A 26,395-nucleotide genomic window follows, 5' to 3' on the forward strand; every position below is an offset into this window, starting at 1 on the left:
CTCGGGACTCCTCTCTACCCGGCCGCGGGGATCGTCAGGACGAAGCTGCCGTGCTCGGCCAGCCGCAGCCGTTCGCCGGGCTCGACGACGATCGTCGTGTTGTCCAGCTCGACGACCGTCGGGCCGCTCGTCTCGAAGCCGGGCGCGAGCTGCGCGCCGCGGTGGATCGGCGTCGGCAGGAAGCCGCGATGCGCGCCCCAGTAGACGTCGCGGATCGTCGGCTCGGGGTGGTGGCCGTTGGTGCTGGCCGACCTCCTGACGGTCGGTCCGCCCCCGACCTTCCCGCGCGCCGCGCTCGCGACGACACGCACCATCGCCAGCTCGATCCCCGCCTCGCGGTGGGCGGCGCCGCGGCCGTAGATCTCCTCGTACTTGCGCTCGAAGCGCGCGATCGCGTCGCTCAGCGCGGCCTCGTCGAGGCGGCCGGGCGGCAGCGTCACGGTCACGTCGTGGACCTGCGCCTTGTAGCGCAGCCCGGCGACGCGCTCCAGTCTCCACAGCGCCGCGTCGATCCCGGCGCTCTGCAGCAGCTCGCGCCCGTCGCGCTCCAGCCGCTCGTAGGCGTCGGTGAGCCGCGCGCCGTCCAGCGGCGCGTCCTGCAGCTCGACCGCGTCGAGCACGTGGCGGATGTCGGCGGTGCAGAGGCCGGAGGCCGACCAGACGCTCGACTGGTCGCCGAACGGGATCACGACCTCCTCGATCCCGAGGTCGCGCGCGTAGCCGGCGGCGTGGGTCGGGCCGCCGCCGCCGTAGGCGACGAGCGTGAAGTCGCGCGGGTCGTAGCCGCGCTCGATCGTCATCTTGCGGATCAGGTCCGCCATCTTCGAGTCGACGATCAGCTTCGCGCCGGCGGCGACCTGCAGCGCGTCGAGCCCGAGCGGCTCGCCGACGCGCGCCAGCGCCGCGTGCGCGGCCTCCGCGTCGAGCCGCTTGCGGCCGCCGAGGAAGGCGTCGGCGTCGAGGTAGCCGAGCACCACGTCGGCGTCGGTGATCGTCGGCTGCGTGCCGCCCTGGCCGTAGGCGACCGGGCCGGGGTCGGCGCCGGCGCTCTGCGGGCCGACGCGCAGCGAGCCGCTGACCTCGTCGACCCAGATCACGCTGCCGCCGCCGGCGCCGATCGACTGCACGTCGATCGCGGGCAGGAACATCTCGAACTGGTTGACGATCATCGTGTCGCGCACCGGCAGCTCGCCGCCGCGCACGACCGCGGCGTCGAAGGTCGTGCCGCCCATGTCGGTCGCGATGATGTGCGGGCGCTCCAGCAGCGCGCCCAGCTCGCGCGTGCTGGCGACGCCGGCGACCGGCCCGGAGTGCAGCGTCAGGATCGGCACGTCGAGGATCCGCTCGCTCGTCGCGATCCCGCCGTTGCACTGCATGAAGAGGATCGGCGGGCAGTCGGCGAGCTTCTGCGCCTCCGCGCGCAGGTTGCCCATGTAGCGGTCCAGGCTCGGTGCGGCGTAGGCGTTGACGGCGGTCGAGACGGTCCGCTCGTACTCACCGATCCGCGGCGCGATCGCGGACGAGCGGCTGACCGGCAGCCCCGGCGCGACCTCGCGCGCGATCGCCTCCGCGCGGCGCTCGTGACGGTCGTCGAGGAACGACCACAGGAACGAGATCGCGATCGCGCCGCAGCCCTCGGCGACCAGCTCGCGCACCGCCTCCGCGCACGCCTCCTCGTCCAGCTCCATGATCACGCTGCCGTTGCGGTCGATCCGCTCCGGCACCTCGCGGATCATCCGCGTTTGCACGATCGGCTCCGGCTTGCTGGTCGCGGCGGCGTGCAGGACGTGCTCGGCGGAGAGGCCGGCCGAGCGCCCGCCGCCCTTCATGATCGCGAGCGTCTCGCCGAAGCCGGCGGTCGTCAGCAGGCCGACGTCGGCGCCCGTGCGCGCGACGAGCGCGTTGGTCGCGACGGTGCTGCCGTGGACGATCACGCTCGTCTGCGCGAGCAGGTCCGCGACGTCGGTGCCAACGGCGCGGGCGCCGTCGGCGATCGCGTCGAAGAAGCCGCGCGCGAAGCTCGGCGGCGTCGAGGGCGCCTTGCCCGTGTAGGCCGCACCGCTGTCTGAATCGAGCACGACGCAGTCGGTGAACGTGCCACCGATGTCGAGTCCGATCACGAACGGTCCACTCATGTCGCAGCTTCCTCCCTCATGTTCTCCGCTTGGACGACCGCCGGGGCGCCACCGCCCAGAAACGCCTGACGCAACAGCTCGCCCTGCAACACCTCGTCGTGGCCGCCGTGCGCCACGACGCGACCCAGCTGCATCACGCACAGCTCGTCCGCGAGCGCGTCCGGCACCCGCAGGCTCTGCTCCGCGATCACGATCGTCGTCCCCTCCGCGCGGATCGCGCGCAGGCAGTCGACGATGTGCGAGACGGCGATCGGCGACAGTCCCAGCGCCGGCTCGTCGAGCAGCAGCAGCCGCGGCCGGCCGACCATCGCGCGCCCGATCGCGACGAGCTGCTGCTCGCCGCCGGACAGGTCGCGCGCCGTCGATCGCTGCAGCTCCTGCAGGCGCGGCAGCAGCTCCAGCACGCGCGCCAGCTCCTGCTCGCGGCGGCTGCGCGGCAGCGAGGCGGCGCCGGCGCGCAGGTTCTCCGCGACCGTCAGGCCCCAGAACAGCTCCTTCGTCTCCGGCACCGCGCGCAGGCCCATCCGCGCCAGCTTCCACGCGCCGCGGCGGGTGACGTCGCGCCCGTCGAGCGCGATCCGCCCGGCCGCCGGCCGCAGCCGCCCGCAGACGCAGTTCATCAGCGACGACTTGCCGGCGCCGTTGGCGCCGACGATCCCGAGGCAGCCGCCGGCGGGCACTTCGAGTGAGACCGCGTCGACCGCGACGCCGGCGCCGTAGGTGACGGTCAACGCCTCGACCTCCAGGTGGCCACCGCTCACGCGACCGCCTCCCCGACGTACGCCTGCAGCACGTCCGCGCGCGCGAGCACGTCGTCGACGCTGCCGCTCGCGAGCGGGCGGCCGTGGTCGAGCACGACGGCGCGCGTCGCGATCGCGCGGATGAAGTCGAGGTCGTGCTCGATCACGATCAGCGCGAAGCTGTCGCGCTCGCGGCGCGCGTCGACGAACGCCAGCAGCCGCTGCTTCTCCTCGCCGCTGAGTCCCGCGGCGATCTCGTCGAGCATCAGCAGCCGCGGGCGCGACATCAGCGCCCGCGCGAGGTCGACGAGCTTGCGGTGACCGCTCGGCAGCGCCGAGATCGGCCGCGCCCAGGCGTCAGCGAGGTCGAGCGCCTCCAGCATCTCCAGCGCCTCGACCCGCAGCGCCTCGTCGTCGCGCAGGAAGCGCGGGCCGCGCGCGAGCGTGCCGAGCGGGCGCGGGCGGGTCGTGCCGAAGCCGCCGCACATCACCTGGTCCAGCACGCGCATGTCGCCGAACAGGCGCGAGTTCTGGAAGGTCCGCGCGATCCCCAGCGACGCGCGCCGGTGGGCCGGCGCGCGCAGCAGCTGGACCGGCGGGGAGCCGCCCGCGACGATCGAGCCCGCGTGTGGTCTGACGAACCCGGAGATCGCGTTCAGCACCGTCGTCTTGCCGGCCCCGTTGGGCCCGATCAGGCTCAGCGACTCGCCGGCGCCGACCGTGAACGAGACGCCGTCGAGCGCCTGCACGCCGCCGAAGCGCACGCAGACCCCGGTCAGTGCGATCACCTCAGCCACGCGCGCTCCCCCTCCCCGCGACCCGCTCGCGCAGGCCTCGCAGCGTCGCCGGCAGCGAGATCAGCCCGCCCGGCAGCACGAAGATGACGGCCAGCAGGATCACGCCGTAGGCGACGTCCTGCCAGCCGACGAACGAGGCCGACAACTCCGGCAGCGCGGTGAAGACGGCGACGCCGACGACGGTCCCGATCAGCGAGCCGAGGCCGCCGACGACGATCATCGTCAGCAGCAGCAGCGTCAGCTGGACGCTGAAGTTCTCCGGCGTGACGAAGCCGAGCGCGCCGGCGATCACGACGCCGCCGATCCCGCCGAGCAGGCCGCCGAGCGAGAAGACGGCCACGCGCGCGAGGCCGATCGGCACGCCGACCGCGCGCGCCGCCGACTCGTCGCTGCCGATCATCAGGAACGCCCGCCCGCTGCGCGAGTGGATCAGGCGGTCGACCAGCAACAGCGCGAGCGCGGCCAGCACGATCGCGGGGTAGACCGTGTCGAGGTCGAAGAACGAGACGGAGATGCCGTCGTCGGCGTGCGTCAGCGAGCGCAGCAGGTCGATCGCGACGACGACCGCCTGCGCGAAGCTGAGCGTGATCAGCGCGAGGTAGAAGCCGCTCGTGCGCAGCACCGCGAGGCCGATCACCGCGCCCGCGAAGGCGGCGGCGAGCGCGGCCGCGACGAGCGCCGGCAGCCAGCTCGTGCCGTGCTCCTGCAGGACCGCGTAGACGTAGGCGCCGATCGCCAGGAAGCCGGCCTGGCCGAATGCGAACTGGCCGGCGTAGCCGAGCGTCAGGTTGTAGCCCAGCGCCGCGATCAGGTAGCCGCAGCCGAGCGCGATCACGCTCTGCGCGTAGGTGCCCGCGCCGCTGACGTAGGCGATCGCTACGAGCGCCAGCGCGATCGCCAGCAGCGCCGCCCGCGGCGCGCCGATCAACGGCAGCTCCGTGTGCGTCCCGGTCGCGGTCAGCCGCCGCTGGCGCCAGCGCCCGCCGAGGTCGCCGAGCTGCTGCAGCGGGGTCGCCGGGCGGCTAGCCATCCTCGCCCCACAGTCCGGTCGGCCAGATCGTCAGGATCAGCAGCATCAGGCCGAGGTTGACGAGCGGCTCGTAGCCCGAGCCGATCGCCGAGCCGACGACGCTCTGCACGACGCCGACGAGCAGCCCGCCGAGGATCGCCCCGCCGATGCTGCCGAAGCCGCCGATCACCACCGCGGTGAAGGCGAGGAAGGTGAGCGAGATGCCGACGCTCGGCAGCAGCACGAGCTTCGGCAGGATCAGGATCCCGCCGAGCGCGGTGATGCCGGCGCCGAGGATCCAGGCGACGCGGCCGAAGCGGTTCGGCTGGATCCCGACGAGCGACGCGCCGGCCGGGTTGTCGACCGAGGCGCGCATCAGCAGGCCGAACTCGGTGCGGTACATCATCAGCAGCAGCCCGCCGACGCAGCCGGTCGTGACGCCCATGATCCAGAGGTCCATCGCGGACCAGTTGAGGCCGCCGACGAGCGCGCTGGTCGACGCGTAGGCCGGGAAGCTGCGCGCGTCGGCGCCGAAGATGTGCGCTATCGCGCCGTCGAGGATCAGCGACAGCGCGAGGATCGCCATGATCCGCATCAGCAGCGACGCGCGCCGCAGCGGCTCGACGACGCCGACTTGGATCGCGAGACCCAGGACGGCGCCGCCGAGCGCGACCGCGACGGCCGCCATCCAGAACGGAAGCCCGGCGTCGACGAAGACGATCCAGCCGAGGTAGCCGCCGAAGACCATGATCTGGCCGTTGGCGAAGTTGACCACTCTCGTGCCGCGGTAGATCAGCGTGAAGCCGAGCGCGACGAGCGCGATCACGAAGCCCTGGACGATCCCGCTGCCGAGGCTCGCGAGGCTCATCGACTCAGCCTCTCGCCGGCCACTTGTTGTCGTTTACGTCGTTGCCGAAGAACGACGCTCTGCCGTCTCTGTAGCCCTGCAGATAGACCGTCTGGACCCCGAGGTGCTGATCGGGCGTGAATCTGACGGCGCCGGGCAGCAGCGGGTTGGTGTAGCCGGCGGTCGTCTCGAGCGCGTCGGAGACGCCCTGCGGCGAGTAGTCCTTCGCGTTTCTGAGCGCGTTGGCGAACGCGAGCGCCGCGACGTAGCCCTGCGCCGCCCAGACGATCGGTCTCTCGTTGAATCTCGCCTCGTACGCTCTGATGAAGTCGGTTCCGCAGCCGCCGACGCCGAGCGGGCAGGCGAGCGGGCTGACCGCGTAGTACTCGATCGGGGCGGAGGAGGTCAGCAGTCTGTCGGCCGGATCCGACAGGCCGCCGCCGACCGCGACGACGGGGATTCTGACCCCCTGCTGGGCCATCGCCTTGATGATCGCGACCGACGGCGGGATCGCGACGCCGATCGCGATCGCGTCGACGCCGGCCTTCTGCATCGCCAGCACCTGGTTGGTCGCGTCGGTCGCGTCGGCGGCGATGCCGGCGGTCGCCGCGAGCGTCATCCCGTCTCTCTCCAGCTGCGGCTCGAGATCGGTCTCGGTCTCGTCGCCGTAGCCGTCGGTCTGCTTGATCAGGCCGACCTTTCTGGCGCCCATCGACTGCATCAGCGCGGCCATGTTGTCGGTCTGGACCGCGGTCGTCGGATCGACGGCGAAGATGTTTCTGCGCGTCGGCGTCGTCAGTCTCGGCGCGACCGAGGCGGGCGAGTAGAAGAGCGCGTCGGTCGACTCGGCGACGTCGGCGACCGCCAGCGCGGGCGGGTCGTAGACGCCGCCGAACAGCAGTCTGACGCCGTCGCGCGTGACCGCTCTGCGCGCCGCCTGCGTGGCGGTGGCGGGGTCGGTCGCGGTGTCGAGCATCGACATCTCGAGCTTGTGGCCGTTGATGCCGCCGGCCGCGTTGACCTCGTCGAAGGCGAGTCTGGTCGCGTCGACGTAGACCGCGCCGAAGCCGGCGTTGGTGCCCGTGACGTCGAAGATGCCGGCGACCTTGATCGGGTCGCTTCCGCCAGTCCCGCCGCTGCTGCTGGTCGAGCCGGAGCCGCTCGATTCGGAGTCGCTGCTGGACCCGCATGCCTGCACGACACACGCGATGCACGCGATGGCGAGAACGGCGCCGAAACGCGGCAGCCGTGATCGCCGGCGGGGGACAGCCGGAACGGTCGACATCGATCTCTCCTCCTCTCGGACACCAGCCGGACGGCGGTGGCCTGGAAACTGGAGACGACGCTAATGATAACTGACTCGACTGTCAAGTATGGGATGTGGAAGGGCTGCAAAGAGCCTCGTTAACAGGCGACGGGCCGGTCTCCCGGCCCGTCGTCCCATCTCTGTGCGCGACCCGTTTCAGGCCGCGACCTGCATCAGGCCGTGCCCTTCAGCGCGGCCCACGTGAGGCGGGCGTTGCCGCCGTAGCCGCCGTTCGGCGGGCAGACGAAGCGGACCGCGATCGAGGAGCCGGGTCTGCGCAGCTTGTCGAGCCCGCGCTTGCCGAGTCTGATCGTGTAGCGCGAGCTGTTGCCCGAGCGGACCGTGCGCGCACCAGCGCGAGCGATCACCTGGCCGCTGGTCGCGGTCATCGTCGGCACGACGCAGTCGGTCGGGCCGTAGCAGGCGATCTGCACGCTGACGCCGCCGGTGCGCGAGACGAACGCGCTGGTCGAGAGGATCACCAGGCGCGCCGGCCCGCCGACCGCCGCCGTCTGCGCCGTCACCGCCTGGCCGTCGACCGTCGCGGTGACCGCGCACTGGATCGACTGGCCGGCGTCGGTTCTGCTGAGCGTGTAGCTCGACGTCGTCTGGCCGGCGACCGCTCTGCCGTTGCGCAGCCACGCGTACGCGAAGGTCGGCGTGCCCGACCAGGTGCCGAGGTTGCACGTCAGTCTGCTGCCGATCGCGGAGCTGCCCGTGACCGTCGGGACGGCCGCGTTCGACGGGCCGGTCGTGACCGGGATCGTCAGCGCCGGCGTTCTCGACACGGTCGTTCCGGCGGCGTTGGTCGCCGTCACCTGGCAGGCGAGCTGCTGGCCGGCGTCGGCGGTCGCGAGCGTGTACGTCGCGCTCGTCGCGCCGGCGATCGGCAGGCCGTTGCGCAGCCACGCGACGGTCAGTGCCGGGGAACCGGTCCAGGTGCCCAGCTCGCAGGTCAGCGCTCTGCCGACCTGCGCGACGCCGGAGAGCGTCGGCTGCGTGCGGATCTCGGGGGAGGCGAGCGGCTCGTAGCTGACCACCGCGATGCCGTTGTTGCGCTGCGTCGCGAGCGCGGTCGCGACATTGCTCGCGCTCGCCGTGACGAAGTTCTGGCCGCCGGCACCACCGCCGCCGCCCGCGCCCTCTGTCGTCGCGTCGGTCGAGCCGCCCGCGCCGCCGCCACCGCCGCCGACGAAGCCGCCTCCGCCGCCGCCGCCGTTGCCGCCGGCGCTCGCGACAGCCTGAGCGCCGCCCGCGCCACCCGCGCTCGTCGTCGTGGTGAGGCCAGCGACGCCGGGGACCGTGCCTCTGCCGGCCGCACCGCCGACGCCACTCTGCAGACCGCCGCCGCCGGGCGTGGAGACGCCCGACAGCAGACCGGCCAGACCGGGGTTCTCGGCCGCACCGCCGTCGCCGCCGGTCCCGGGCGTGATGCCGTCGCCGGTGCCGCCGCCCCCGCCGCCGCCGGCGGCGACGAGCAGGCTCGCGCCGCTGCTGCTGAGAATCGTGGTCGCGCCGCCGCCGGAGCCGGCGTCCGGCGCGAGGCCGTTGTCGCCGGCGAGGCCGCCGCCGTTGTAGCCGGCGATGCCGGCCGACGTGCCCTGGCCGCCGACCTCGATCGTGAGTCTCTCGGTCGGGGTGACCGGGATCGTCGCGTGGACCTCCGCGCCGACACCGCCCTGGCCGCCGGCCTCGGCGCCGCCGCCAGCGGCGCCCTGCAGGGTGAAGGTCGCCTCGGTGACCCCGGCAGGCACGGTCCAGTACTGCGTGCTGCCCGAGTACGCGAATGGAACCTGGACGGGTGCGGCGACGGCGGGCGCTGCGAACGCCGCGCTACCGGCGACGAGCGCCGCGAGTGCGGCTGCGGAATGACGGATACGCATGGAACTCCCCATGGACTTGGCAGTAGTGGTCACCGTTCGCCTTCGACGGACGGACGCGACTCCCTACCGATGGATGTGCCCATGCAAACCCGGGCGACGGGCAGAAGACTCGCTTGTTGCGCCAACCTTCGGCCCGGGAGCGAGCGTGCGGGTTTCAGGACGCGAGTTCGTCGACCCCGAACGAGAGCGTCCGGATCACCGGCTCGCCCGCCTGGTCGGAGGCGTCGAGGTCGACCTCGGCGACGATCGCGAAGTCGCGGTTGTCGTCGGGGTCGTCGACGATCTGGCGGACGCTCCAGCGGCGGGCGCCGTCGCCGGCGGGCGCGCTGCGGTCGATCAGCAGCAGCTCCGGTGAGCGCGCGAGCTGGCCGGAGCCCATCGACTCGTACTCGTCCCAGTAGGCGCCGAGCGCGTCCTCCCAGGCGGGGGCGCGCATCGCGATTCTGCCGGGCGGATCCGTCAGCGCGGCCGCGGCGGCGTCGAGCTGGGCCAGCTCGTCGACGCGGTCCTGCGCGGCGAGCTTGACCTTCTGGAACATCGCGTTGCGGACCATCGTCGTGAACGTGCGCACGTTGGCGGTGATCGGTCGGGCCGGCGGCGGCGGCGCGCCGGCGGCGAGCGCCTCCGACGCGCGCGTGACCGACTCCGGATCGGTCAGCGCCTCCCACTCGTCCAGCAGGCTCGAGTCGGTCTGGCGGATCGTCTCGCCGAGCCATTCGATGATGTCCGACAGCTCGTCGGTGCGGACCTGCTCGGGCACCGTCTGGCGCAGCGCGCGATAGGCGCTGGAGAGGTAGCGCAGCACCACGCCCTCGGAGCGCGCGAGGCCGTAGTGCGAGACGAACTCGGTGAACGTCCGCCCCCACTCGTGCATGTCGCGCACGACCGACTTCGGCGACAGGTCCGACTCGCGCACCCACGGATGCGTCTCGCGGAAGGTGCTGAGCGCCTCGCGCAGCGGCTCGTCGAGCGGCTTGGGGTAGGTGACCTGCTCGAGCAGCTCCATCCGCTCCTCGTACTCGATCCCCTGCTCCTTCATCTCGGCGACCGCCTCGCCGCGCTCCTTGTGCGCCTGCGCCATCAGCACCGGGAAGGGGTCGTCGAGGATCGCCTCCACAACCGAGAGGACGTCGAGCGCGTACGTCTCAGCCTCGGGGTTGAGCAGCTCGAACGCGACCAGCGCGAACGACGCGAGCGGCTGGTTGAGCGCGAAGTCGTCCTGCAGGTCGACGGCCAGCCGCAGCGTGCGCCCGTGCTGGTCGGGCTGCGGCAGCCACTCCAGCACGCCCGCGTCGACCAGCTCGTCGCCGAGCGCCCGCGCCTGCTCGGAGAGGCGGCGGCGACCACGCTCGTCCTCGTGGTTGTCCTCCATCAGCGCCTGCATCGTCACGACCGGATCGGCCGGCTGGTTGACGACGTTGAGGATCATCGCGTGGTCGACGCGCATGCGCGAGACGAGCGCCTCGGGAGTGGCGGACTTGAGCCGCTCGAACGTCTCCTCGGTCCAGCTGACCGCGCCGTCCGCCGGCTTTCTGACCTGGACTCTGCGGCGCTTCTTGGGGTCGTCGCCGGCCTTCGCGAGCGCGCGCGTGCGCTCGATCACGTGCTCCGGCGCCTGCACGACGACGTAGCCGGAGGTGTCGAACCCGGCGCGCCCGGCGCGGCCCGCGATCTGGTGGAACTCGCGCGCCTTCAGCAGCCGGTGCTTGGAGCCGTCGTACTTCGCCAGCGCGGTGAAGACGACGGTGCGGATCGGCACGTTGATGCCGACGCCGAGCGTGTCGGTGCCGCAGATCACCTTCAGCAGCCCGGTCTGCGCGAGCTGCTCGACGAGGCGCCGGTAGCGCGGCAGCATGCCGGCGTGGTGCACGCCGACGCCGCCGCGCACCAGCTTCGACAGCGTTCTGCCGAAGCCGGCCGTGAAGCGGAACGCGCCGATCGCGTCGGCGATCGCCTCGCGCTCCTCGCGCGTGCAGAGCTTCGCCGACAGCAGCGACTGCGCCCGCTCCATCGCCGAGGCCTGCGTGAAGTGCACGACGTAGATCGGCGCGCGGTCGACCGCGACCAGCTCCTCCAGCAGCTCGTGCAGCGGCTCGACCGACCACGCGTAGGTGAGCGGGACGGGCCGCTCGGCGTCGTCGATCAGGACCGTCTCGCGGCCGGTGCGGCGCGTCAGGTCGGTCGCGATCGCGCTGACGTCGCCGAGCGTCGCGGACATCAGCAGGAACTGCGCCTGCGGCAGGCACAGCAGCGGCACCTGCCACGCCCACCCGCGCTGCCCGTCGGCGTAGTAGTGGAACTCGTCCATCACGACCTGGCCGACGTCCGCGCCGGCGCCCTCGCGCAGCGCGATGTTGGCGAGCACCTCCGCGGTGCAGCAGATCACCGGGGCGTCGGCGTTGACGGTCGCGTCGCCGGTCAGCATCCCGACGTTCTCGGCGCCGAAGACGGTGCAGAGGGCGAAGAACTTCTCGGAGACGAGCGCCTTGATCGGCGCCGTGTAGAACGTCACGCGGTTGTCGGCCAGCGCCGCGAAGTGCGCCGCGATCGCGACCATCGACTTGCCTGAGCCGGTCGGCGTGGCGAGCACGACGTTGTTGCCGCTGAACAGCTCGATCGCCGCCTCGTCCTGATGCGGATAGAGGTTCAGGCCCTCGTTCGCGGTCCACGTCGTGAACGCGTCGTAGAGCGAATCGGCGTCCGGCTGCTTGGGGAGAGCGTCGACCAGGGTCATGCGTCGCTCGATCACGCTACCGGTCTTTGTCGCCGGCGCGCTCCCCACCGCTGGGTCGACCCCGACGCGGCCGGCGTCAGGGCCGCGAGCAGGGGCCGCTGATCTAGCGCCCTCTTCTTCCGCTTCCCGCTCTCGCCGCCCGCACCGTCACGCTGAAGCGCTTCGTCGTGACGTTGCGGGCCGCGTCGCGCGCGGTCACGACCGCAACGGCTCTGATGCTTCTGCGCTGTCTCAGCAGTCTTCTCGCGGCTCTCTTCAGCGTGATCGTGACGGTCAGCGGTCTGCCCGCTCTGGCGCGGAACGATCTGCTGCCGAGCGCGACCGTTCTCGCCGCCGCGGCCGACGCCGCCGCTCTTCTGCCTCTCGGCGCGGCGCCGGCCTGCTGCAACGCGACGGTGCCGCTGGCGGCGGTCGAGAAGGGACCGAGTCTGAAGCCGACGACGCCTGCTCTGCTGGCGACCAGGGTCGCCCCGGCTCTGGGGCCTCTGAAGGCCGGGCCGCCTCTGCCGCCGCCCGCGCCTCTGCCAGCAGGACCCGCGCCTCTGCCGCCGTCACCGCCGCCGGGCGATCTCGGACCCGGTCCGGGGATCGGCGGGATCCCCGGGACCGCGTAGAAGTCGACGACGCGGTTCTGTCTCAGGCCGAGGCCGCAGGTGAAGACCGCGATCAGCGTGCAGCCGGCGCCCGCGTCCGGTGCGTAGGCGCCCAGGGGCGGCAGCGAGACCTGGTAGTCGCCGCGCAGCAGCGTCGTCTCGTAGCGGCCGTCGGCGCCGCTGACCACGGTCGGTGCGACGTCCTGGCCCGCCGCGTTGACGATCCGCAGTTGCGCTCCCGCGACCGGCGCGCCGTCGGTGCCCCAGATCGTGCCGGAGAGTCTGTGCGCGATCGACGCCGGCGACAGCATGAAGCCGACCTCCTTGCTGCCGTGCTTGCCGACGCCGACGATCACGCCGTCGTCGTTGACGTCGAGCGCGTTGGCGTAGGACCAGCCCGTCGGGCCCAGCTCGAGCAGTGGGGTCGGCGGGGCGTCCGGGCGCCACAGCCATGCGTTGCCGACCTGTCTGTACTCGGCCTGCCAGTCCTCCGTCCCCGCGCGCCCGACGACCCAGTCGAGGTTGTTGATCGCGTTCGCGCGCGATCTCGGCTGCGCCGCGCCGACGTCGACGTAGCCGGCGCCGTTCCAGATCCGTGCGGAGAACGGGTTCGAGTTCGGGTCGGCGGTCGTGCGGCCGGCCATGTGGCCGAGGTCGTTGAAGCCCTGGTTGCCCGCGACGAGGTCGTAGGTCGCGCTCGCGACGCCGCCGCTCGACAGCCGCGGCCGGCCGCTCATGTTCGCGCCGCCGACCATGATCAGCCCGTTCTCGTTGATCTGGACGGCGTCGCCGCCGATGATCTGCGCCATTCTGTCGGTTATCACGTCGGGCATCGGCAGCCGCGACCAGCCGCCGCCGCTGGTCAGCGCCGGGAAGCGGTTGTCGTAGTCGTCGTCCCACGGCGCCGGGATCGTGCCGGTGTCGCCGGCCGAGCCGGCGATCTGTCCTCTCTCGTTGATCCCGAACGCGTACGAGCCGTATCTGCCGCTGATGTTGTGAGCCGTCAGCGACAGCGCGCTTCTGTCTCTCGTCGCCGTCCAGACGGCGCCGTTGTCGCCGGCGTTGCCGACGATCACGCCCGCGTCGTTGACGTCATAGGCCTCGCTGCGCGTCGCGCCGCCGGTCGCCAGCTCGATCATCGTGCCGTCTTCCCAGCGGAAGGCGGTCATGTCCGCGCGGCCGGGGAAGTACGCCTTGCCGACGACGACGCCGTGCGCGTTGACGGCGTTCGGCTGGATCCATCTGGTGCCGGCCGGGCCGCTGATCTCGGCGACGGTCCAGTCGCCGGCGAGTGCGGCGGGAGCGGCGGCGAACGAGAGGGCGACGGCGGCAGCGGCGACGAGCGCGGCGATCGCGCGCAGGAGCGAGGAGGTCATGGGCGGCCGACGCTAGACCGCCGACGCGCCCGCTCAAACTCGGCCCCCTCCCAGGATTAGGCGCCGGCGGTCGATGCGCTGACCGCCCGCTCCGTCAGCAGCGCGCGATCGACCTTGCCGCTGCCCGTGCGCGGCAGGTCGTCGACGATCACCGCGTGCTTGGGGACCTTGAAGTTCGCCAGCCGCGCGCGGCAGCCGCTCAGCACGTCCGCCGGCTCGACGACCGTGCCGGGGATCGGGCGCAGGAAGGCGAAGCCGACCTCGGCCCAGCGCTCATGCGGAACCGGGACGACCACCGCGTCGGCCAGGCCGGGATGGCTGCGCAGCGCCTCCTCGACCTCCTCGATCGCGATGTTCTCTCCGCCGGACTTGATCATCAGCTTCGCCCGCCCGCGGTAGTCGAGGAAGCCGCCGGGTCGCAGACAGCCGAGGTCGCCGGTGCGCAGGAAGCCGTCGTCGCCGAAGACCGCGGCGGTCGCGGCCGGATCGTCGAGGTAGCCGATCATCACCGACGCGCCGCCGCGCACGTGGATCTCGCCGACCTCGCCGTCCTCGACCTCCTCGCCGGTCGCGAGGGAGCGGATCGAGACCTCGATCCCCTCCTGCGGGCGGCCGATGTGCGCGAGCCGCTCCTCCAGCGAGGAGCGCAGGTCGCCGACGCAGACGTTCGGCGAGCACTCCGTCAGGCCGTAGACGTTGGAGACCTCCGCGCCGAGCGCCGCGTGCGCGCGCTCGAACAGCGCGCGGTCCGCGGCCGTCGAGACCAGCCGCAGGCTCGGCAGCGGCGGCGCGCCGCCCTCCGCCGCCGCGACGAGGTCGCGCACCGCCGCGTCGATCAGCGGGGCGATCGTGATGCCGTGCTCTTCGATCCGCCGCATCCCGTCCTCCAGCCGCCAGCGCGACATCAGCACGACGCAAGCGCCGTGCGCCGCGCCCGCCATGAACGAGAAGACGGAGCCGCCGCAGTGGAACAGCGGGTTGGAGACGAGCACGCGGTCGGCGGGACCGAGCTGCCACGCGCGCCCGAGCCCCCAGCCGTTCTCGACCAGCCCACGGTTGCGCAGCATCGCGCCCTTCGGGAACGAGGTCGAGCCGGACGTGAACTGGATCAGGCCGACGGCGTCGCCGTCCTCCTCGCAGTCGGTCAGCAGCGTCTCGGCGCGCAGCGCGTCGAAGCGCAGCTCGTGCGCCGCGGTCGGCGTCCCGCCGACGACCGCGCGGCCCGCCAGCGGCAGCCCGCCACGCTCGAACGCGTCGAGCGCGGCGCCGTCGAGCAGCCCGTCGCCGGGCCGCCACACGAGCCGGCTGACGCGCCCGCGCCGCAGCACGTCCTCGGCCTCCGCGAGCGAGAAGCGCGTGTTGAGCGGGACGACGACCGCGCCCAGCCGCGCGAGCGCGAACCACAGCTCCAGCCACTCGCGGCAGTTGTCCATCCAGATCGCGACATGGTCGCCGCGCCGCACGCCCCACGCGCGCAGACCGCCGGCGAGGCGCATCGACGCCTCTGCCAGCTCGACGACGGTGACCGCGCCGGCATCGTCGCGGATCTGCATCTGCGGCACACGCGCGGCCAGCGCGTCGAGCAGCTCGGTCAGGCCGGCCGGCAGCTCGGCGCGGGTCTCGAAGAGGCTCATCGCACGTCCTCCCTCGTCGCTCCGTGCGCCCCGCCGCCGGCCGCCACGGCCCCAGGCGCCTCTGCCGCGGACGCACCGGCCGCAGGCGCGCGCCGCACCTCCGCGAACCACCGCTCGACGACCTCCAGCCGCGTCCCGACCGGGAACACCGCCGCGATCCCCGCCGCCTCCAGCGCCGGGATCTCGCGCCGCAGGATCGTCCCGCCCATCACGACCGGCACGTCGACCTGCTCGGCCCGCAGCGCGCCGATCACGTCGGCGGCGAGCGCGTGCTGGGTGCCCGACAGCACCGACAACCCGACGACGTCGACGTCCTCCTGCGCCGCGGTCCGCGCGATCCCTTCCGGCGTCTGGCGGCGGCCGAGGTAGACGACGTCGTGGCCGGCGTCGCGCAGCATCCGCGCGATCACCTTGATGCCGCGATCGTGGCCGTCCATGCCGACCTTCGCCAGCAGCACGCGCAGCCCCGTCCCTGCCATCTCAGACCACCGTCCCCGGCTCGGCGTACTCGCCGTAGCGCACGACGCAGCGGTCCATGATCTCGCCGACGGTTGCCCCGGCGCGCAGCGCCAGCCGCATCGGGTCGATCGTGTCGCCGTCGCCGTCGAGCGCCGCGGTCAGCTCGTCCAGCCGCTGCTGAACGAGCGCCGCCGGTCGCGCCGCGCGGTGCGCGGCCAGCGCCGCCCGCTTGCGCGCGCCCATCGTGTTGTCGTGCTCGTGCAGGTCGAAGTCCGGGTCGGCGAGCGGCGGGCTGCCGGGCGTGTTGACGCCGACGACCATCCGCTGGCCGCTCTCCTCCTCGAGCTGGTAGCTGTACGCGGCGTCGGTGATCGCGCGCTGCATCAGCCCGTCCTCGATCGCCGCGATCGCGCCGCCGGCCTCGTCGACCTCGGCGAGCGTCGCGCGCATCTCGGCCAGCAGCCGGTCGGTCGTCGCCTCGACGTAGTAGCTGCCGCCGAGCGGGTCGACGACCTCCGGCAGCTTCGACTCGTAGGCGATCACCTGCTGCGTGTAGAGGCCCAGCAGCGACGAGTACTCCGACGGGATCTCGAACGCCTCGTCCATCCCCGCCACCAGCATCGCCTGGCAGCCGCCGAGCACCGCGCCGAGCGCCCCGAGCGTGTTGCGCACGAGGTTCAGCTCCGGGTACTGCGCGCGCAGGTTGAAGTTGCCGATCGCGGCCGAGAAGCGCAGCCGCTGACCGGACGGCGCCTCGACGCCGTAGCGGTCGCGCACCAGCTCGGCCCACAGCACGCGCGCGGCGCGGAACGCGCACGCCTCCTCCAACAGGTTCGAGTCGGCGAAGAAGAGGAACGAGAAGCGCGCGGTCGCGACCTCCATGTCGACGTCGCGCTCGCGCAGCGCGTCGAGGCACGCGCAGGCGCAGGCGAACGCGAACGCGAACTCGTGGATCACGGAGCCGCCGGCCTCGTAGACGAGCGTCCCGCGCAGGTTGACCGGATAGTAGGAGGGGGTGTGGCGCAGCGCGTACGCGTACGTGTCGGCCATCAGCCGCATCGCGCCCGCGGGCGGCACGCGCCACAGGCCGCGCGCGACGAACTCGATCAGCGGATCGTTGGAGAGCGTCCCGGTGAGGCGGTCCAGCGGCACGCCCTGCGCGTCGGCGGTCTCCAGCAGCAGCGCGAACATGACGGGCGCCGCGGCGTTGATGTTGAAGGTCGCGGCGGTCTCCCCGAGCGGGATCCCGTCGAACATCGCGATCACGTCGTCGAGCGTGTCGACCGCGACGCCGAGGCGCCCCGCGTCGTCGTTGGCGCGCGGGTCGTCGGAGTCGAGCCCGAGCTGCGTCGGCAGGTCGAACGCGGCGCTGATGCCGTGCTGGCCCTTCGCGATCAGCTGCTTCCAGCGCTCGTTCGTGTCCTCGGGCGTGCCGAAGCCGGCGTACTGCCGCATCCGCCACAGCCGCTCGCGGTACATCTCGGGGTGGATCCCGCGACGGAACGGGAAGCTGCCCGGCCGCTCGGCGGCGGCCGCGGGGTCGACGTCCTCGGCGGTGTAGAAGGCGCGTGTCGCACGCGCGCCGTCGGGATGGATCGTCATCGCGCGCGCTCCGGTCGGGCCAGCCGCGCCGTCGCGGTCACGCCGGCGCTGCCGTCAGGGAGCAGGACGGCGAGGCGGACGTCGCCGTCGCGCACGTCGCCGCGTGCGCCGCGAGCGCCGGACTCGGCGCCGCCGCTCTCCACCGGCTCCCCGCTCACGACGTACTCGACCCCCGGCCGCAGCGGGGCGCGGAAGCGCAGGTCGGCGAGCGAGCCGTGCGTCAGCCAGGCCGCGCCCCACTCGCGCAGCGCCCACTCGCTCAGCCACGCGATCGTCAGGTGGCCGTGCAGGATCGTGCCGCCGTAACGCGTCCCCGCCGCGTAGGCGGGGTCGACGTGCAGCGGATTGAGGTCGCCCGACAGCTCACCCCAGTCGTTCAGCGTCGCCTGGTCGACCTGCTTGGTCAGCGGATTCATCTGCCATCTCCCTCAGGCCAGCGCGCATCGATCGTGACCGCGCCGGCGCGCGCGCCCGCCGCCGTGTGCGCCTCGCAGGCGAGCAGCACGCGGCGTCTGGGATCGTCCGGCTCGTGCTCGGCGACGCGCGCCGACAGCGTCAGCGTCTCGCCGACCGGCACCGCCGCGGTGAACGCGAGCTGCTGGCCGGCCATCACGCCGCCGGGCAGCATCCGGTGGCGCGCGAGGTAGGAGCGGCGCGCCCACACGCCCGCGAGGCCTGGCGGCATCGCGGGTCCGTCGAGTCCGGCCGCGCGGGCGGCGCGGGCGTCGTCGTAGAGCGGGTTGTCGTCGCCGGTCAGCGCGACGTACGCGCGCACCAGCTCCGGCGTGACGGGGAACTGCTGCGCGTCGAACTCGCGTCCGGCGTACAGCGAGGCGTAGGGCAGCGGTGGCAGGCGATCAGCGGCGGGCGTCCGTGAGCTCACGGCTGCGCACCTCCTTCAGGACGTGGGTGATGTCGCGGGCCGCCGCGCTCAGCGCGGCGGCGTCGAGGTCGGTGGCGACGCCGGCGCGGTGCAGCGCCGCGACGACCAGCTCGGTCGGGACGTTGCCGGGCGCGTGCGGGACGAACGGGCAGGCGCCGAGGCCGCTCGTGGAGGCGTCGACGAGCGTCGCGCCGGCGTCGATCGCGGCGAGCACGTCGCCGACCGCGCCGGGGCCGCCGTGCAGGTGGATCCCGAGCGGGATGACGGGCAGCTCGAACGCGAGCCGGCCGACGAGCGCGGCGACCTCGCCGTCCTTGGCGACGCCGATCGTGTCGGCGACGAAGAGGCTCTCGGCGGCCGACTGCGCAAGCTGGGACGCGAGCGCGGAGACCGTCTCGGGCGCGACCGCGCCCTCGAACGGACAGCCGAACGCGCCGCCGATCGTGACCGAGCTGCGCACGCCCGCGGCGTGCGCCTGCGCGACGACGGCCAGCACCTCGGCGAGCGCCGCGTCGCGGTCCATCCCGAAGTTCTCGCGTGAGAGCGTGTCGGTGCTCGCGACGGCGAGCGAGACCTCCTGCGCGCCGGCGGCGAGCGCACGCTCGAGCCCGCGGCGGTTCGGCACGAAGACCGATCGCACGAGCCCGTCGAGGTCGCGCTCGGCGAGCTGCGCGAGCAGCTCCTGCGCGTCGGCGAACTGCGGCAGCTTGCGCGGGTGGACCATCGAGCTGACCTCGATCCAGCGCAGCCCGGCCTGCCACAGGCGCTCGACGATCGCGAGCTTCGTCGCGGTCGGGATCAGCGCGCGCTCGTCCTGGAAGCCGTCGCGCGGCAGCACCTCGCGCACGGACACGGGCCTGGGCACGGCGGCGGCCATCAGACGCCGACCCCCGCGACGACGTCCGCGAGCAGCTCCAACTGGCGCATCAGGACCGGCAGGTTGGGGTTCGGCAGGTCGATCGCGAGGCGTTCGAGACCGAGCGAGGCATAGCCGCCCAGCAGCTCCTCCAGCTCGCCGCGCTCGAGCGCGCGGCGGCGCCCCTGCGGGCCGCCGGCGGCGGCCGGGTCGACGATCCGCGTCACCATCGAGAGGCTGACGGGCACCGGCTCGCGCCCGACGGAGGCGGCGTACTCCTCCATGTAGGCGATCCCGCGGCCGAGGTGCTCGGGCGCCACGTGCGCCGGCAGCCAACCGTCGCCGCGGTCGACGGCGCGGCGGATCGCGGCTCTGGAGCCGCCGCCGATCAGGAACGGCGGCATCGGCCGCTGCACCGGCTCGATCAGCGGCAGCACCGACGGCAGCTTCACGGTCGGCCCGTCGAAGCTCGTCTCTCTGCCGCGCAGCAGTGCGCGCATCACGTCGATGTACTCGTCGGTCCGTCTGCCGCGCTCGCGGTAGGGGATCCCGAGCGCGTCGAACTCGGCCGCGACGTGGCCGGCGCCGATCCCGAAGACCATCCGCCCGCCCGACAGCACGTCGAGCGTGCCGAGCATCTTCGCCTGCGCGACCGGATCGCGGTACGGCAGCACGACGATCCCGCTGGCCAGCTCGACGCGCTCGGTGATCCCGGCGAGGAAGCCCCACAGCGCGTAGGGATCGAGCCACCAGTTCTCCTCGCCGTAGTACTCGACGGCGCTGAACGCCTCGTTGCCGTAGTCGTCCGGGTTCAGCCACGACGCCTGCAGCTCGACCGGCGAGCTGTCGCCGGTCGGCGCGACGAGATGGTCCTGCACCCACAGCGAGCCGAAGCCGAGCTGCTCCGCCGCGGTCGCGATCTGCCGCACCGCCTCGCCGCCGATCCAACGGCGATAGCAGGGAATCCACACACCGACTCTCACGCAAGCTCCTCCTCGGCACTGCTTTGCACGACGTCCTGCGGCCGCGGGTCAGCGGCGTCCTGCTGCTCGCTCGCGAACGACTGCGAGCCCAAGATCTCCAGTTGCTGAGCGGTGCGCTCGCGGGCCGCCTCGGTGCGGAAGCGCGCCTGCCAGGAGCGGCGGGCGGCGTCGGTCACCTGCGGGCGCGCGGCGGCGATCGCGCACCAGCGCTCGACGGCGGCGTCGAGCCGGCCGCCGTCGACCGCCTCCGTCGCGAGGCTCATCGCGACCGCGTCGGCCGCCGTCACGCGCGCGCCCGTCAGCCCCATCTCCAGGCTGCGCCGCGCCCCCGCGAACGGCTCCACGTACGGCAGCACACCGGACGGGAACAGCCCGATCTGCAGCTCCGGCAGCGCCAGCCAGGCATCGTGCGCCATCACCGCGACCGGGCAGATCGCCGCGACCGCGACGCCCGCGCCGAGCGCCGGCCCGTCGAGCGCGGCGATCCAGAACAGCGGCCGCTCCAGCAGCAGCGCGAAGAAGCGATCCGCGGCGGGACGGTCGCGCTCGGCGATCGCCTCGCCGAGGTCGTTGCCGGCGCAGAAGATCGGCGGATCGGCGCGCAGCAGCGCGACGCTGACGCCCGCGTCCTCGAACGCGTCGACCGCCCGCTCCGCCTCGTCGACGAGCGCGTGGCTGAGCGCGTTGCGCTTCGCCGGCCGCGTCAGCCGCAGCTCGCCGATGCCGTCGGGGCGCACGCGGCTGGTGACGAGCGGGGTCATGCCACGCTCCGTTCGCACGCGACCGTGGCGAGCGTCGCCCGCGTGGGTGTCGCGCCCGTCCGCGAGTCCGTCGTGCGCGTCATGCGTAGCGCTCCTTCAGCGTGCGCTTGTCGAGCTTGCCGTTGGGCAGCAGCGGCAGCTGCTCCTCGACGAGCAGGTGCTTCGGCGTCTTGAAGCTGGCGATCCTGCCGTGGCAGAACGTCTCGACGTCGGCGAGCTTCAGGTCTGCCCCCGGAACCGGCTGCACGACCGCCGCCGGGACCTCGCCGAGCCGCTCGTCCGGCACGCCGATGACGGCGACCTCGGCGATCAGCGGATGACCGCGCAGGAACTCCTCGACCTCCGCGGCGGAGACGTTCTCGCCGCCCGGCTTGATCATGTCCTTCACGCGGCCGGCGAACACGAGCCGCCCGTCCGCGCCGCGCCGCGCGAGGTCGCCGGTGCGCAGCCAGCCGTCTGGCGTGAAGGCGGCAGCGGTCGCGTTCGGATCGCCGCGGTACCCGCGCAGGAGCTGGCGCCCGCGGACCTCGATCTCGCCCTCACCCGCCAGCCGGATCTGCGCCCCCGGTGCCGGCCAGCCGATGCCGCTCGCGCGCTGCGCGACCGGTTCCTGAAGCGAACCGGCGGCGACGAGGCCGAACTCGCTCATGCCGTAGACGGGGACGATTCCCTCGACGCCCATCTCGCTCGCGATCCGCTCGATCACCGTCGGCGGCGCGGCCGCCCAGCCCTTGCGCAGCCGCAGTTCGCCGAGCAGCCCGGCGGCCCTCGCGGCGTCGATCTGCATCGTGAACATCGCCGCGTGGCCCTGCTGCGCGGTGCAGCCGGCGGCGATCATCTGGCGGACGCTGCCGAGCGCGTCGTAGCGGCGCGGGATCACCATCCGCGCCCCGCTCACATACGCCCCCGGACCCGTGCAGATCGACCCGCCGACGTGGTAGAACGGCAGCGCGCTGTAGATGACGTCCTCGGCCGTGTAGCCCGCCGCCGAGACGACCTGGAAGGCCGTCGCAAGCAGCGCGTCGTGCGTCAGCTCGACCCCCTTCGGAGCGGCCGTCGAGCCGGACGTGTACTGGATCAGCGCGAGGTCGGAGGGAGCGACCGACGGCCGCGAGGGGATGCCGCCGACGGCGCGTGCCGCGCGGCCGCGCGCGAGCAGATCGGCCGCGAGGACCGTCCCGGCGGGGGCGGTGCCGACCGCGTCACGCTCAGCCGCCGCGTCGTCGTCCGCGATCACGTGGATCGCGGGCGTGTCGAGCTGCCCCAGCGCCTCCGCCGCCAGCGACGCGAACGGCGACCGCTCCGTGTCGGCCTCGCTGATCAGCAGCCGCGGGCGGCAGTTGCGCAGGACCTGCGCCAGCTCGTGGCTGCGGTAGCGGGTGTTGATGCCGGCCATCACGGCGCCGGCCTCGGCGATCGCGAGCTGCACGACCGGCCACAGCGGGTCCGATCCGAGCGCGACGGCGACCACGTCGCCGGGCAGCACGCCGGCCGCGACGAGCGCGTCTGCCCACTCCGCCGCCGCGGCGCGCGCGCCGCCGAGCGTCAGCTCGACGCCGGCGTCCGGGTAGCTCCACGCGACCGACTGCTCGCCGTGGAGCGCGATCGCACGCTCCAACGCGGCGGGGATCGTCAGTCGCGGCCACGCCTCTTCCCGCCAGGGCAGGGGCGTGCCGCCGTCCACGGCGACCGGGACGGGCTCATGCACGGACACGCACTCTCTCCTCTCCCACCGCGCGCTCCAGCTCCTCGCGGAACGCGGGCGCGGCGATCTCGATCAGGGCTGCGGCGCGCTGCGCGAGCGTGCGGCCGCGCAGGTCCGCGACGCCGTGCTCGGTGACGATCACCTGGACGGCGTGGCGCGGGGCGGTCACCGGCGTGCCGGTCAACAGCGCGGGCACGATCGCGGAGACCGTCCCGCCGCGCGCGGTCGAGCGCAGCGCGACGATCGACAGGCCGCCGTCGGACAGCGTCGCGGCGTCGAGGAAGTCGAACGAGCCGCCCGGCCCGCTGACCTGCCGCCCGCCCGCGAACTCGGCGTTGACCTGCCCGTGCAGGTCGACCTCGACGGCTCCGTTGACCGACACGAAGCGGGGGATCGCCGCCAGCCGCGGGACCGACAGGATCTCCGCGATCGGGTACTGCTCGATCGTCGGCTGCTCGTGCGCGTAGCGGTACAGCAGCTCGGAGCCCAGCAGCTCGCCGCCGACGAACGCGCCGGGCCGGTCGAGCGTGCGCAGCAGCGGCACCATCGCGTCGATCCCCATCCCGAACAGGCGCAGACCCGGCGGCGGCTCCTGCGCCCAGTGCGTCACGAGCGCCTCCGGCACCCCGCCGAGGCCGATCTGCACGGTCGCGTCGTCGGGCACCAGCTCGCGCAGGTGCGCCGCTATCGCCGCTTCGGCGTCGGACGGCTGCCGCGCCACGTGCGTCGGCAGCGGATGCTCGGCGTCGACCAGCGCCGCGAAACGCTCGACCGGCACGCGCGTGCGACCGCGCGTGACCGGCATCTCCGGATTGACCTCGGCGATCACCGTCGGCACGTGGTCGAGCGCGCCGAGCGCGTAGCTGACGGAGGCGCCGAAGCTGACGTGGCCGTCGCGGTCCGGGGGCGAGACGACGGTGAGGAAGACGTCGGGCGCGAGCCGCTCGATCGCGCGCGGGACGGCGCCGCCGCGCACGAGGTGGAAGCCGACGTCGCCGCGGGCGACGTCGTCGCGGATCGGAGGGGTGACGTGCCAGGTGTCATAGCTCGCGTGGCCGCTGCGGACCGCGTCGATGAAGTCGTACCCGCCCAGCTGCATCCCACCGCACAGGCGAATCCCCGCGAGCCGATCCCGCTGCTGCGCAAGCGCCCGCTGCAAGGTGGTCGCGGCGCCCGCGGCGGTGCCGAGCAGGACGCGCCGGCCCGGCTCGACGTGGCGTTCGAGCGCTGCGGCGGCGGTCGTGGTGGCGACGCTCATCGCGCGCCCTCCTGGTCCCGCTGGGCGGCGGAGCGAGCCGCTCCCGCATCCCGCTCCGCCGCCCAAGCCACGATCTCGTCCAACCGCGACCCGACCGGGAACACCGCGCCGCAGCCGAGCGCCAACAAGCGCTCGACGTCGCGGTCCGGGATCGTCCCGCCGACGATCACGTCGCAACTCGCGTCCTGCGCCCGCAGCCGCTCGATCACCTCCGCCGTCAGGCCGAGATGGCCGCCCGCGAGGATGCTCAGGCCGACGACGTCGACATCCTCCTCCAGCGCCGCGCGCGCGATCGCGTCGGGGGACCAGAAGCGGCCGGTCAGGACGACCTCGTGACCGGCGTCGCGCAGCGCGCGACCGAGCACGTGGACGCCGCGGTCGTGACCGTCGAGGCCCGGCTTCGCCAACAGGATCCGCACGCTCACGCCCGCCCGAGCGCGCTGGCGGCCGGCGTCAGCGCCCGCGACAGCGCCGCCGAGATCTCCCCGACGGTCGCGTAGCTCTCGACCGCCGCGACGATCGCGTCCATCGCCGACGCGCCGGGATCGGACGCGACCGCTTCGAGCCGCTCCAGCGCATCGGCGACCAACGCGTCGTCGCGCTCCGCCCGCAGCGCCGCCAGCGCCGCGACGCGCCGCTCGCCGACGCCGTCGTCGGGCTCCCACAGCTTCAGCTGCGCCGCCGGCTGCTTGCTGCGGTGGACGTTGACGCCGACGACCGGCCGCTCACCGCGCTCGATCTCCTGCGCGACCGCGTAGGAGCGGTCGCGCATCATGCCCTGGATCCGCTCGTCGGAGAGCGCCGCGTCGATCCCGCCCCAGTCCGCGATCTGCCGCCGCATCGCGCCGGCCTCCTGCTCGATCCGGTCGGTCATCGACTCGACGAACCACGAGCCGCCGAGCGGGTCGACGGTCGCGCGCACGTCGCTCTCCAGCGAGACGATCTGCTGCACCCGCAGCGCCAGCTCCTGCGCGCGCTCGCTCGGGATCTCGTACGCCTCGTCGATCGCGGTGCCGACCATCGTCTGCACCCCGCCGAGCGAGCAGGCGAGCACGCCGAGCGCGCTGCGCACGAGGTTCAGCTCCGGGTCCTCGCGCACGAAGTGGCTGCCGTTGCAGGCGACCGCGGTCATCCGCAGCCGCAGCGCGCGCGGGTCGCTGACGCCGTACTCGTCGCGCAGCATCCGCGCCCACATCCGCCGCGCGGCGCGCAGCTTGGCGGCGTCCTCGAACAGCCGCGGGCTGGTGCCGAAGAACAGCGACATGCGGGCGGCGCTCTCGGCTGCCGGGATCCCGCGCTCCAGCAGCAGGTCGATGTAGCGGGCCGAGATCGCGAGCGCGATCCCCAGCTCCTGCGCGGGGCTGGCGGCGATCTCGTGCAGCAGCGCGGCGCGCACGTTGAAGGCCCAGAAGCCCGGCATCCGCTCGATCAGGAACGCGGCGGCGTCGGTCTGCAGGCGCAGCGAGCCGGGCAGGTCCCAGATCGTCAGGCCGCGGCAGGCGATCTCGTTGAGCATGTCGTTGGAGAGCGTCCCGCGCAGCTGGTCGAGCGGGATCCCGCGCTGTCTCGCGACGGCCGCCAGCATCGCGACGACGACCGGCGCGAGCGCGTTCATGTTCATCGTGATCGGGACGCGCTCGAGCGGGATCCCGTCGAGCAGCGTCTCGAAGTCACGCAGCGAGTCGATCGCGGTGCCGACGCGGCCGACCTCGTGGCGCGCCTGCGGCGCGTCGGAGTCGAGGCCCAGCTGCGTCGGCAGGTCGAACGCGATCGAGACGCGGCCGTTGCCCTCCGCCAGCAGGAATCTGAAGCGCTCGTTCGCCTGCGCCGGCTCGCCGTGGCCGGAGTAGAGGCTCGGCTGCCACGGCCGGTCGCGGTAGCCCTCCGCGCGCACGTGGCGCGTGTAGGGGAACTCGCCGGGCGCGCCGAGCTGCTCGTCGTAGTGCGCGTCCGGCCACGCCGGGCGGTACTCGCGCTCGATCTCGAAGCCGGTCTCGGAGCGGATCGGGGTCGTGCTCATCAGAAGTGCTCCCACAGGCCGCGGGTGTCGGCGACGTCGGCGGGCCGGCCGCTCCAGACGACGTCGCCCTGGCGCACCGCGACGAGCCGGTCGGCGCGCGTCAGCAGCACGTCGAGGTTCTGCTCGACGATCGCGACCGTGTAGCCGTGCTCGCGGCGGTGCTCGTCGACGGTCTCCATGATCTGCTTGACCAGCAGCGGCGCGAGGCCCAGCGACGGCTCGTCGAGCAGCAGCAGCTGCGGTGCCAGCCGCAGCGCCATGCCGATCGCGAGCATCCGCTGCTCGCCACCGCTGAGGTTGCCGGCCGGCGTCGCGATCCGCTCGCGCAGGACTCCGAACATCTCCAGCACCGCGTCGGCCGGCACCAGCTCGCCGCCGGCTCTGCGGGCCAGCTCCGGCACCGCGAGGTTCTCCCCGACGGTCATGCGCGGGAAGACCGACAGCCCCTGCGGCACGAGCCCGATCCGCAGCGCTCTGCCGCTCTCGTCCTGCGTGCGCACGGTGCCCTTGGAGACCGGCAGGAAGCCGGCCATCACCTTCAGCAGCGTCGACTTGCCGGCGCCGTTGTGGCCGATGATCCCGAGCAGCTCGCCGTCGCGGACGTCGAGGTCGACGCCGCGCAGCACGTCGAACGTGCCGTAGCCAGCGACGACGCCGCTGAGCGCCGCGACGGCGCGCGGCGCGGCCGACGGCTGCTGCGCCGCCGCCGTCGCGGCGGCGGAGCCGTTCGCGCTCGCGCTCTCCTGCGCGCCGACTCCGGCTCCGGCCTCGGCTCCGGCGCCCGCGCCTGCGCCCGTGGTGCTCGCCTGCACGC

22 protein-coding genes are annotated in these 26,395 nt (G+C 73.4%); all 22 read right to left on the reverse strand.

Annotated elements, in window-relative coordinates:
• Positions 1-14 precede the first annotated feature (14 nt).
• The 22 genes from Q7L65_RS11800 to Q7L65_RS11905 all read right to left on the reverse strand — a co-directional run bounded on the left by Q7L65_RS11800 (position 15) and on the right by Q7L65_RS11905 (position 26,393).
• Positions 15-2,135, reverse strand: coding sequence for a hydantoinase/oxoprolinase family protein (locus Q7L65_RS11800; RefSeq protein ID WP_304721375.1), 2,121 nt, complete (start codon positions 2,133-2,135; stop codon positions 15-17).
• A complete protein-coding gene (locus Q7L65_RS11805) occupies positions 2,132-2,896 on the reverse strand; it encodes an ABC transporter ATP-binding protein (RefSeq protein WP_304721376.1) in 765 nt (254 codons plus the stop codon). Before Q7L65_RS11805 ends, Q7L65_RS11800 begins: the two co-directional genes overlap by 4 nt.
• Positions 2,893-3,672: an ABC transporter ATP-binding protein gene (locus Q7L65_RS11810; protein ID WP_304721378.1), complete on the reverse strand. Its 780-nt coding sequence runs from the start codon at positions 3,670-3,672 to the stop codon at positions 2,893-2,895. Before Q7L65_RS11810 ends, Q7L65_RS11805 begins: the two co-directional genes overlap by 4 nt.
• Positions 3,665-4,702, reverse strand: coding sequence for a branched-chain amino acid ABC transporter permease (locus tag Q7L65_RS11815; protein WP_304721380.1), 1,038 nt, complete (start codon positions 4,700-4,702; stop codon positions 3,665-3,667). The genes Q7L65_RS11810 and Q7L65_RS11815 overlap by 8 nt, the downstream gene beginning before the upstream one ends.
• On the reverse strand, positions 4,695-5,549 hold the full coding sequence (locus Q7L65_RS11820; protein WP_304721382.1) for a branched-chain amino acid ABC transporter permease: 855 nt from the start codon (positions 5,547-5,549) through the stop codon (positions 4,695-4,697). Before Q7L65_RS11820 ends, Q7L65_RS11815 begins: the two co-directional genes overlap by 8 nt.
• 4 nt (positions 5,550-5,553) lie before the next feature.
• Positions 5,554-6,726, reverse strand: coding sequence for an ABC transporter substrate-binding protein (locus Q7L65_RS11825; protein WP_304721384.1), 1,173 nt, complete (start codon positions 6,724-6,726; stop codon positions 5,554-5,556).
• A 281-nt stretch (positions 6,727-7,007) separates the two neighbouring features.
• Positions 7,008-8,717 (reverse strand): hypothetical protein, encoded by a 1,710-nt coding sequence (locus tag Q7L65_RS11830; RefSeq protein ID WP_304721385.1) that lies wholly within the window; start codon positions 8,715-8,717, stop codon positions 7,008-7,010.
• Positions 8,718-8,871: 154 nt separating this feature from the next.
• The gene (locus Q7L65_RS11835) at positions 8,872-11,451 is read right to left on the reverse strand and encodes an RNA helicase (protein WP_304721387.1); all 2,580 of its coding nucleotides are present in this window, start codon (positions 11,449-11,451) and stop codon (positions 8,872-8,874) included.
• A gap of 103 nt (positions 11,452-11,554) precedes the next feature.
• Positions 11,555-13,420 carry a hypothetical protein gene (locus Q7L65_RS11840; protein WP_304721389.1) on the reverse strand — a complete coding sequence of 622 codons (1,866 nt, stop codon included), beginning with the start codon at positions 13,418-13,420 and terminating at the stop codon, positions 11,555-11,557.
• Positions 13,421-13,476: 56 nt separating this feature from the next.
• Positions 13,477-15,054 carry a class I adenylate-forming enzyme family protein gene (locus Q7L65_RS11845; RefSeq protein ID WP_304721391.1) on the reverse strand — a complete coding sequence of 526 codons (1,578 nt, stop codon included), beginning with the start codon at positions 15,052-15,054 and terminating at the stop codon, positions 13,477-13,479.
• Positions 15,051-15,533: a cobalamin B12-binding domain-containing protein gene (locus Q7L65_RS11850; protein WP_304721392.1), complete on the reverse strand. Its 483-nt coding sequence runs from the start codon at positions 15,531-15,533 to the stop codon at positions 15,051-15,053. The genes Q7L65_RS11845 and Q7L65_RS11850 overlap by 4 nt, the downstream gene beginning before the upstream one ends.
• Position 15,534: 1 nt before the next feature.
• On the reverse strand, positions 15,535-17,115 hold the full coding sequence (locus tag Q7L65_RS11855) for a methylmalonyl-CoA mutase family protein (protein WP_304721394.1): 1,581 nt from the start codon (positions 17,113-17,115) through the stop codon (positions 15,535-15,537).
• Positions 17,112-17,531, reverse strand: a complete 420-nt coding sequence (locus Q7L65_RS11860; protein ID WP_304721396.1) for a MaoC family dehydratase — start codon at positions 17,529-17,531, stop codon at positions 17,112-17,114. Before Q7L65_RS11860 ends, Q7L65_RS11855 begins: the two co-directional genes overlap by 4 nt.
• On the reverse strand, positions 17,528-17,998 hold the full coding sequence (locus Q7L65_RS11865; RefSeq protein WP_304721398.1) for a MaoC family dehydratase: 471 nt from the start codon (positions 17,996-17,998) through the stop codon (positions 17,528-17,530). Before Q7L65_RS11865 ends, Q7L65_RS11860 begins: the two co-directional genes overlap by 4 nt.
• Positions 17,973-18,863: a hydroxymethylglutaryl-CoA lyase gene (locus Q7L65_RS11870; protein WP_304721400.1), complete on the reverse strand. Its 891-nt coding sequence runs from the start codon at positions 18,861-18,863 to the stop codon at positions 17,973-17,975. Before Q7L65_RS11870 ends, Q7L65_RS11865 begins: the two co-directional genes overlap by 26 nt.
• 11 nt (positions 18,864-18,874) lie before the next feature.
• Complete coding sequence (locus tag Q7L65_RS11875) at positions 18,875-19,837, reverse strand: TIGR03619 family F420-dependent LLM class oxidoreductase (protein WP_304721402.1); 963 nt, start codon at positions 19,835-19,837, stop codon at positions 18,875-18,877.
• Positions 19,834-20,598, reverse strand: a complete 765-nt coding sequence (locus tag Q7L65_RS11880; protein WP_304721403.1) for an enoyl-CoA hydratase/isomerase family protein — start codon at positions 20,596-20,598, stop codon at positions 19,834-19,836. The genes Q7L65_RS11875 and Q7L65_RS11880 overlap by 4 nt, the downstream gene beginning before the upstream one ends.
• A 79-nt stretch (positions 20,599-20,677) precedes the next feature.
• A complete protein-coding gene (locus Q7L65_RS11885) occupies positions 20,678-22,312 on the reverse strand; it encodes a class I adenylate-forming enzyme family protein (RefSeq protein ID WP_304721405.1) in 1,635 nt (544 codons plus the stop codon).
• Positions 22,299-23,561 (reverse strand): acetyl-CoA hydrolase/transferase family protein, encoded by a 1,263-nt coding sequence (locus Q7L65_RS11890; RefSeq protein WP_304721406.1) that lies wholly within the window; start codon positions 23,559-23,561, stop codon positions 22,299-22,301. Before Q7L65_RS11890 ends, Q7L65_RS11885 begins: the two co-directional genes overlap by 14 nt.
• Positions 23,558-23,986, reverse strand: coding sequence for a cobalamin-dependent protein (locus Q7L65_RS11895; RefSeq protein ID WP_304721408.1), 429 nt, complete (start codon positions 23,984-23,986; stop codon positions 23,558-23,560). The genes Q7L65_RS11890 and Q7L65_RS11895 overlap by 4 nt, the downstream gene beginning before the upstream one ends.
• Positions 23,983-25,581 (reverse strand): methylmalonyl-CoA mutase family protein, encoded by a 1,599-nt coding sequence (locus tag Q7L65_RS11900; protein WP_304721409.1) that lies wholly within the window; start codon positions 25,579-25,581, stop codon positions 23,983-23,985. The genes Q7L65_RS11895 and Q7L65_RS11900 overlap by 4 nt, the downstream gene beginning before the upstream one ends.
• On the reverse strand, positions 25,581-26,393 hold the full coding sequence (locus Q7L65_RS11905) for an ATP-binding cassette domain-containing protein (protein ID WP_304721411.1): 813 nt from the start codon (positions 26,391-26,393) through the stop codon (positions 25,581-25,583). The genes Q7L65_RS11900 and Q7L65_RS11905 overlap by 1 nt, the downstream gene beginning before the upstream one ends.
• Positions 26,394-26,395 lie beyond the last annotated feature (2 nt).

It is taken from the genome of Conexibacter sp. CPCC 206217, assembly GCF_030646165.1.
In the GTDB taxonomy this organism is placed as follows: domain Bacteria; phylum Actinomycetota; class Thermoleophilia; order Solirubrobacterales; family Solirubrobacteraceae; genus Conexibacter.

Excerpts from the sequence above, each read along its gene's own strand:
- Q7L65_RS11800 (WP_304721375.1), bottom strand. The coding sequence starts at position 2,135 with ATGAGTGGACCGTTCGTGATCGGACTCGACATCGGTGGCACGTTCACC.
- Q7L65_RS11815 (WP_304721380.1), bottom strand. The coding sequence starts at position 4,702 with ATGGCTAGCCGCCCGGCGACCCCGCTGCAGCAGCTCGGCGACCTCGGC.
- Q7L65_RS11820 (WP_304721382.1), bottom strand. The coding sequence starts at position 5,549 with ATGAGCCTCGCGAGCCTCGGCAGCGGGATCGTCCAGGGCTTCGTGATC.
- Q7L65_RS11830 (WP_304721385.1), bottom strand. The coding sequence starts at position 8,717 with ATGCGTATCCGTCATTCCGCAGCCGCACTCGCGGCGCTCGTCGCCGGT.
- Q7L65_RS11835 (WP_304721387.1), bottom strand. The coding sequence starts at position 11,451 with ATGACCCTGGTCGACGCTCTCCCCAAGCAGCCGGACGCCGATTCGCTC.
- Q7L65_RS11840 (WP_304721389.1), bottom strand. The coding sequence starts at position 13,420 with ATGACCTCCTCGCTCCTGCGCGCGATCGCCGCGCTCGTCGCCGCTGCC.
- Q7L65_RS11845 (WP_304721391.1), bottom strand. The coding sequence starts at position 15,054 with ATGAGCCTCTTCGAGACCCGCGCCGAGCTGCCGGCCGGCCTGACCGAG.
- Q7L65_RS11850 (WP_304721392.1), bottom strand. The coding sequence starts at position 15,533 with ATGGCAGGGACGGGGCTGCGCGTGCTGCTGGCGAAGGTCGGCATGGAC.
- Q7L65_RS11855 (WP_304721394.1), bottom strand. The coding sequence starts at position 17,115 with ATGACGATCCATCCCGACGGCGCGCGTGCGACACGCGCCTTCTACACC.
- Q7L65_RS11860 (WP_304721396.1), bottom strand. The coding sequence starts at position 17,531 with ATGAATCCGCTGACCAAGCAGGTCGACCAGGCGACGCTGAACGACTGG.
- Q7L65_RS11880 (WP_304721403.1), bottom strand. The coding sequence starts at position 20,598 with ATGACCCCGCTCGTCACCAGCCGCGTGCGCCCCGACGGCATCGGCGAG.
- Q7L65_RS11890 (WP_304721406.1), bottom strand. The coding sequence starts at position 23,561 with ATGAGCGTCGCCACCACGACCGCCGCCGCAGCGCTCGAACGCCACGTC.
- Q7L65_RS11900 (WP_304721409.1), bottom strand. The coding sequence starts at position 25,581 with ATGAGCACGACCCCGATCCGCTCCGAGACCGGCTTCGAGATCGAGCGC.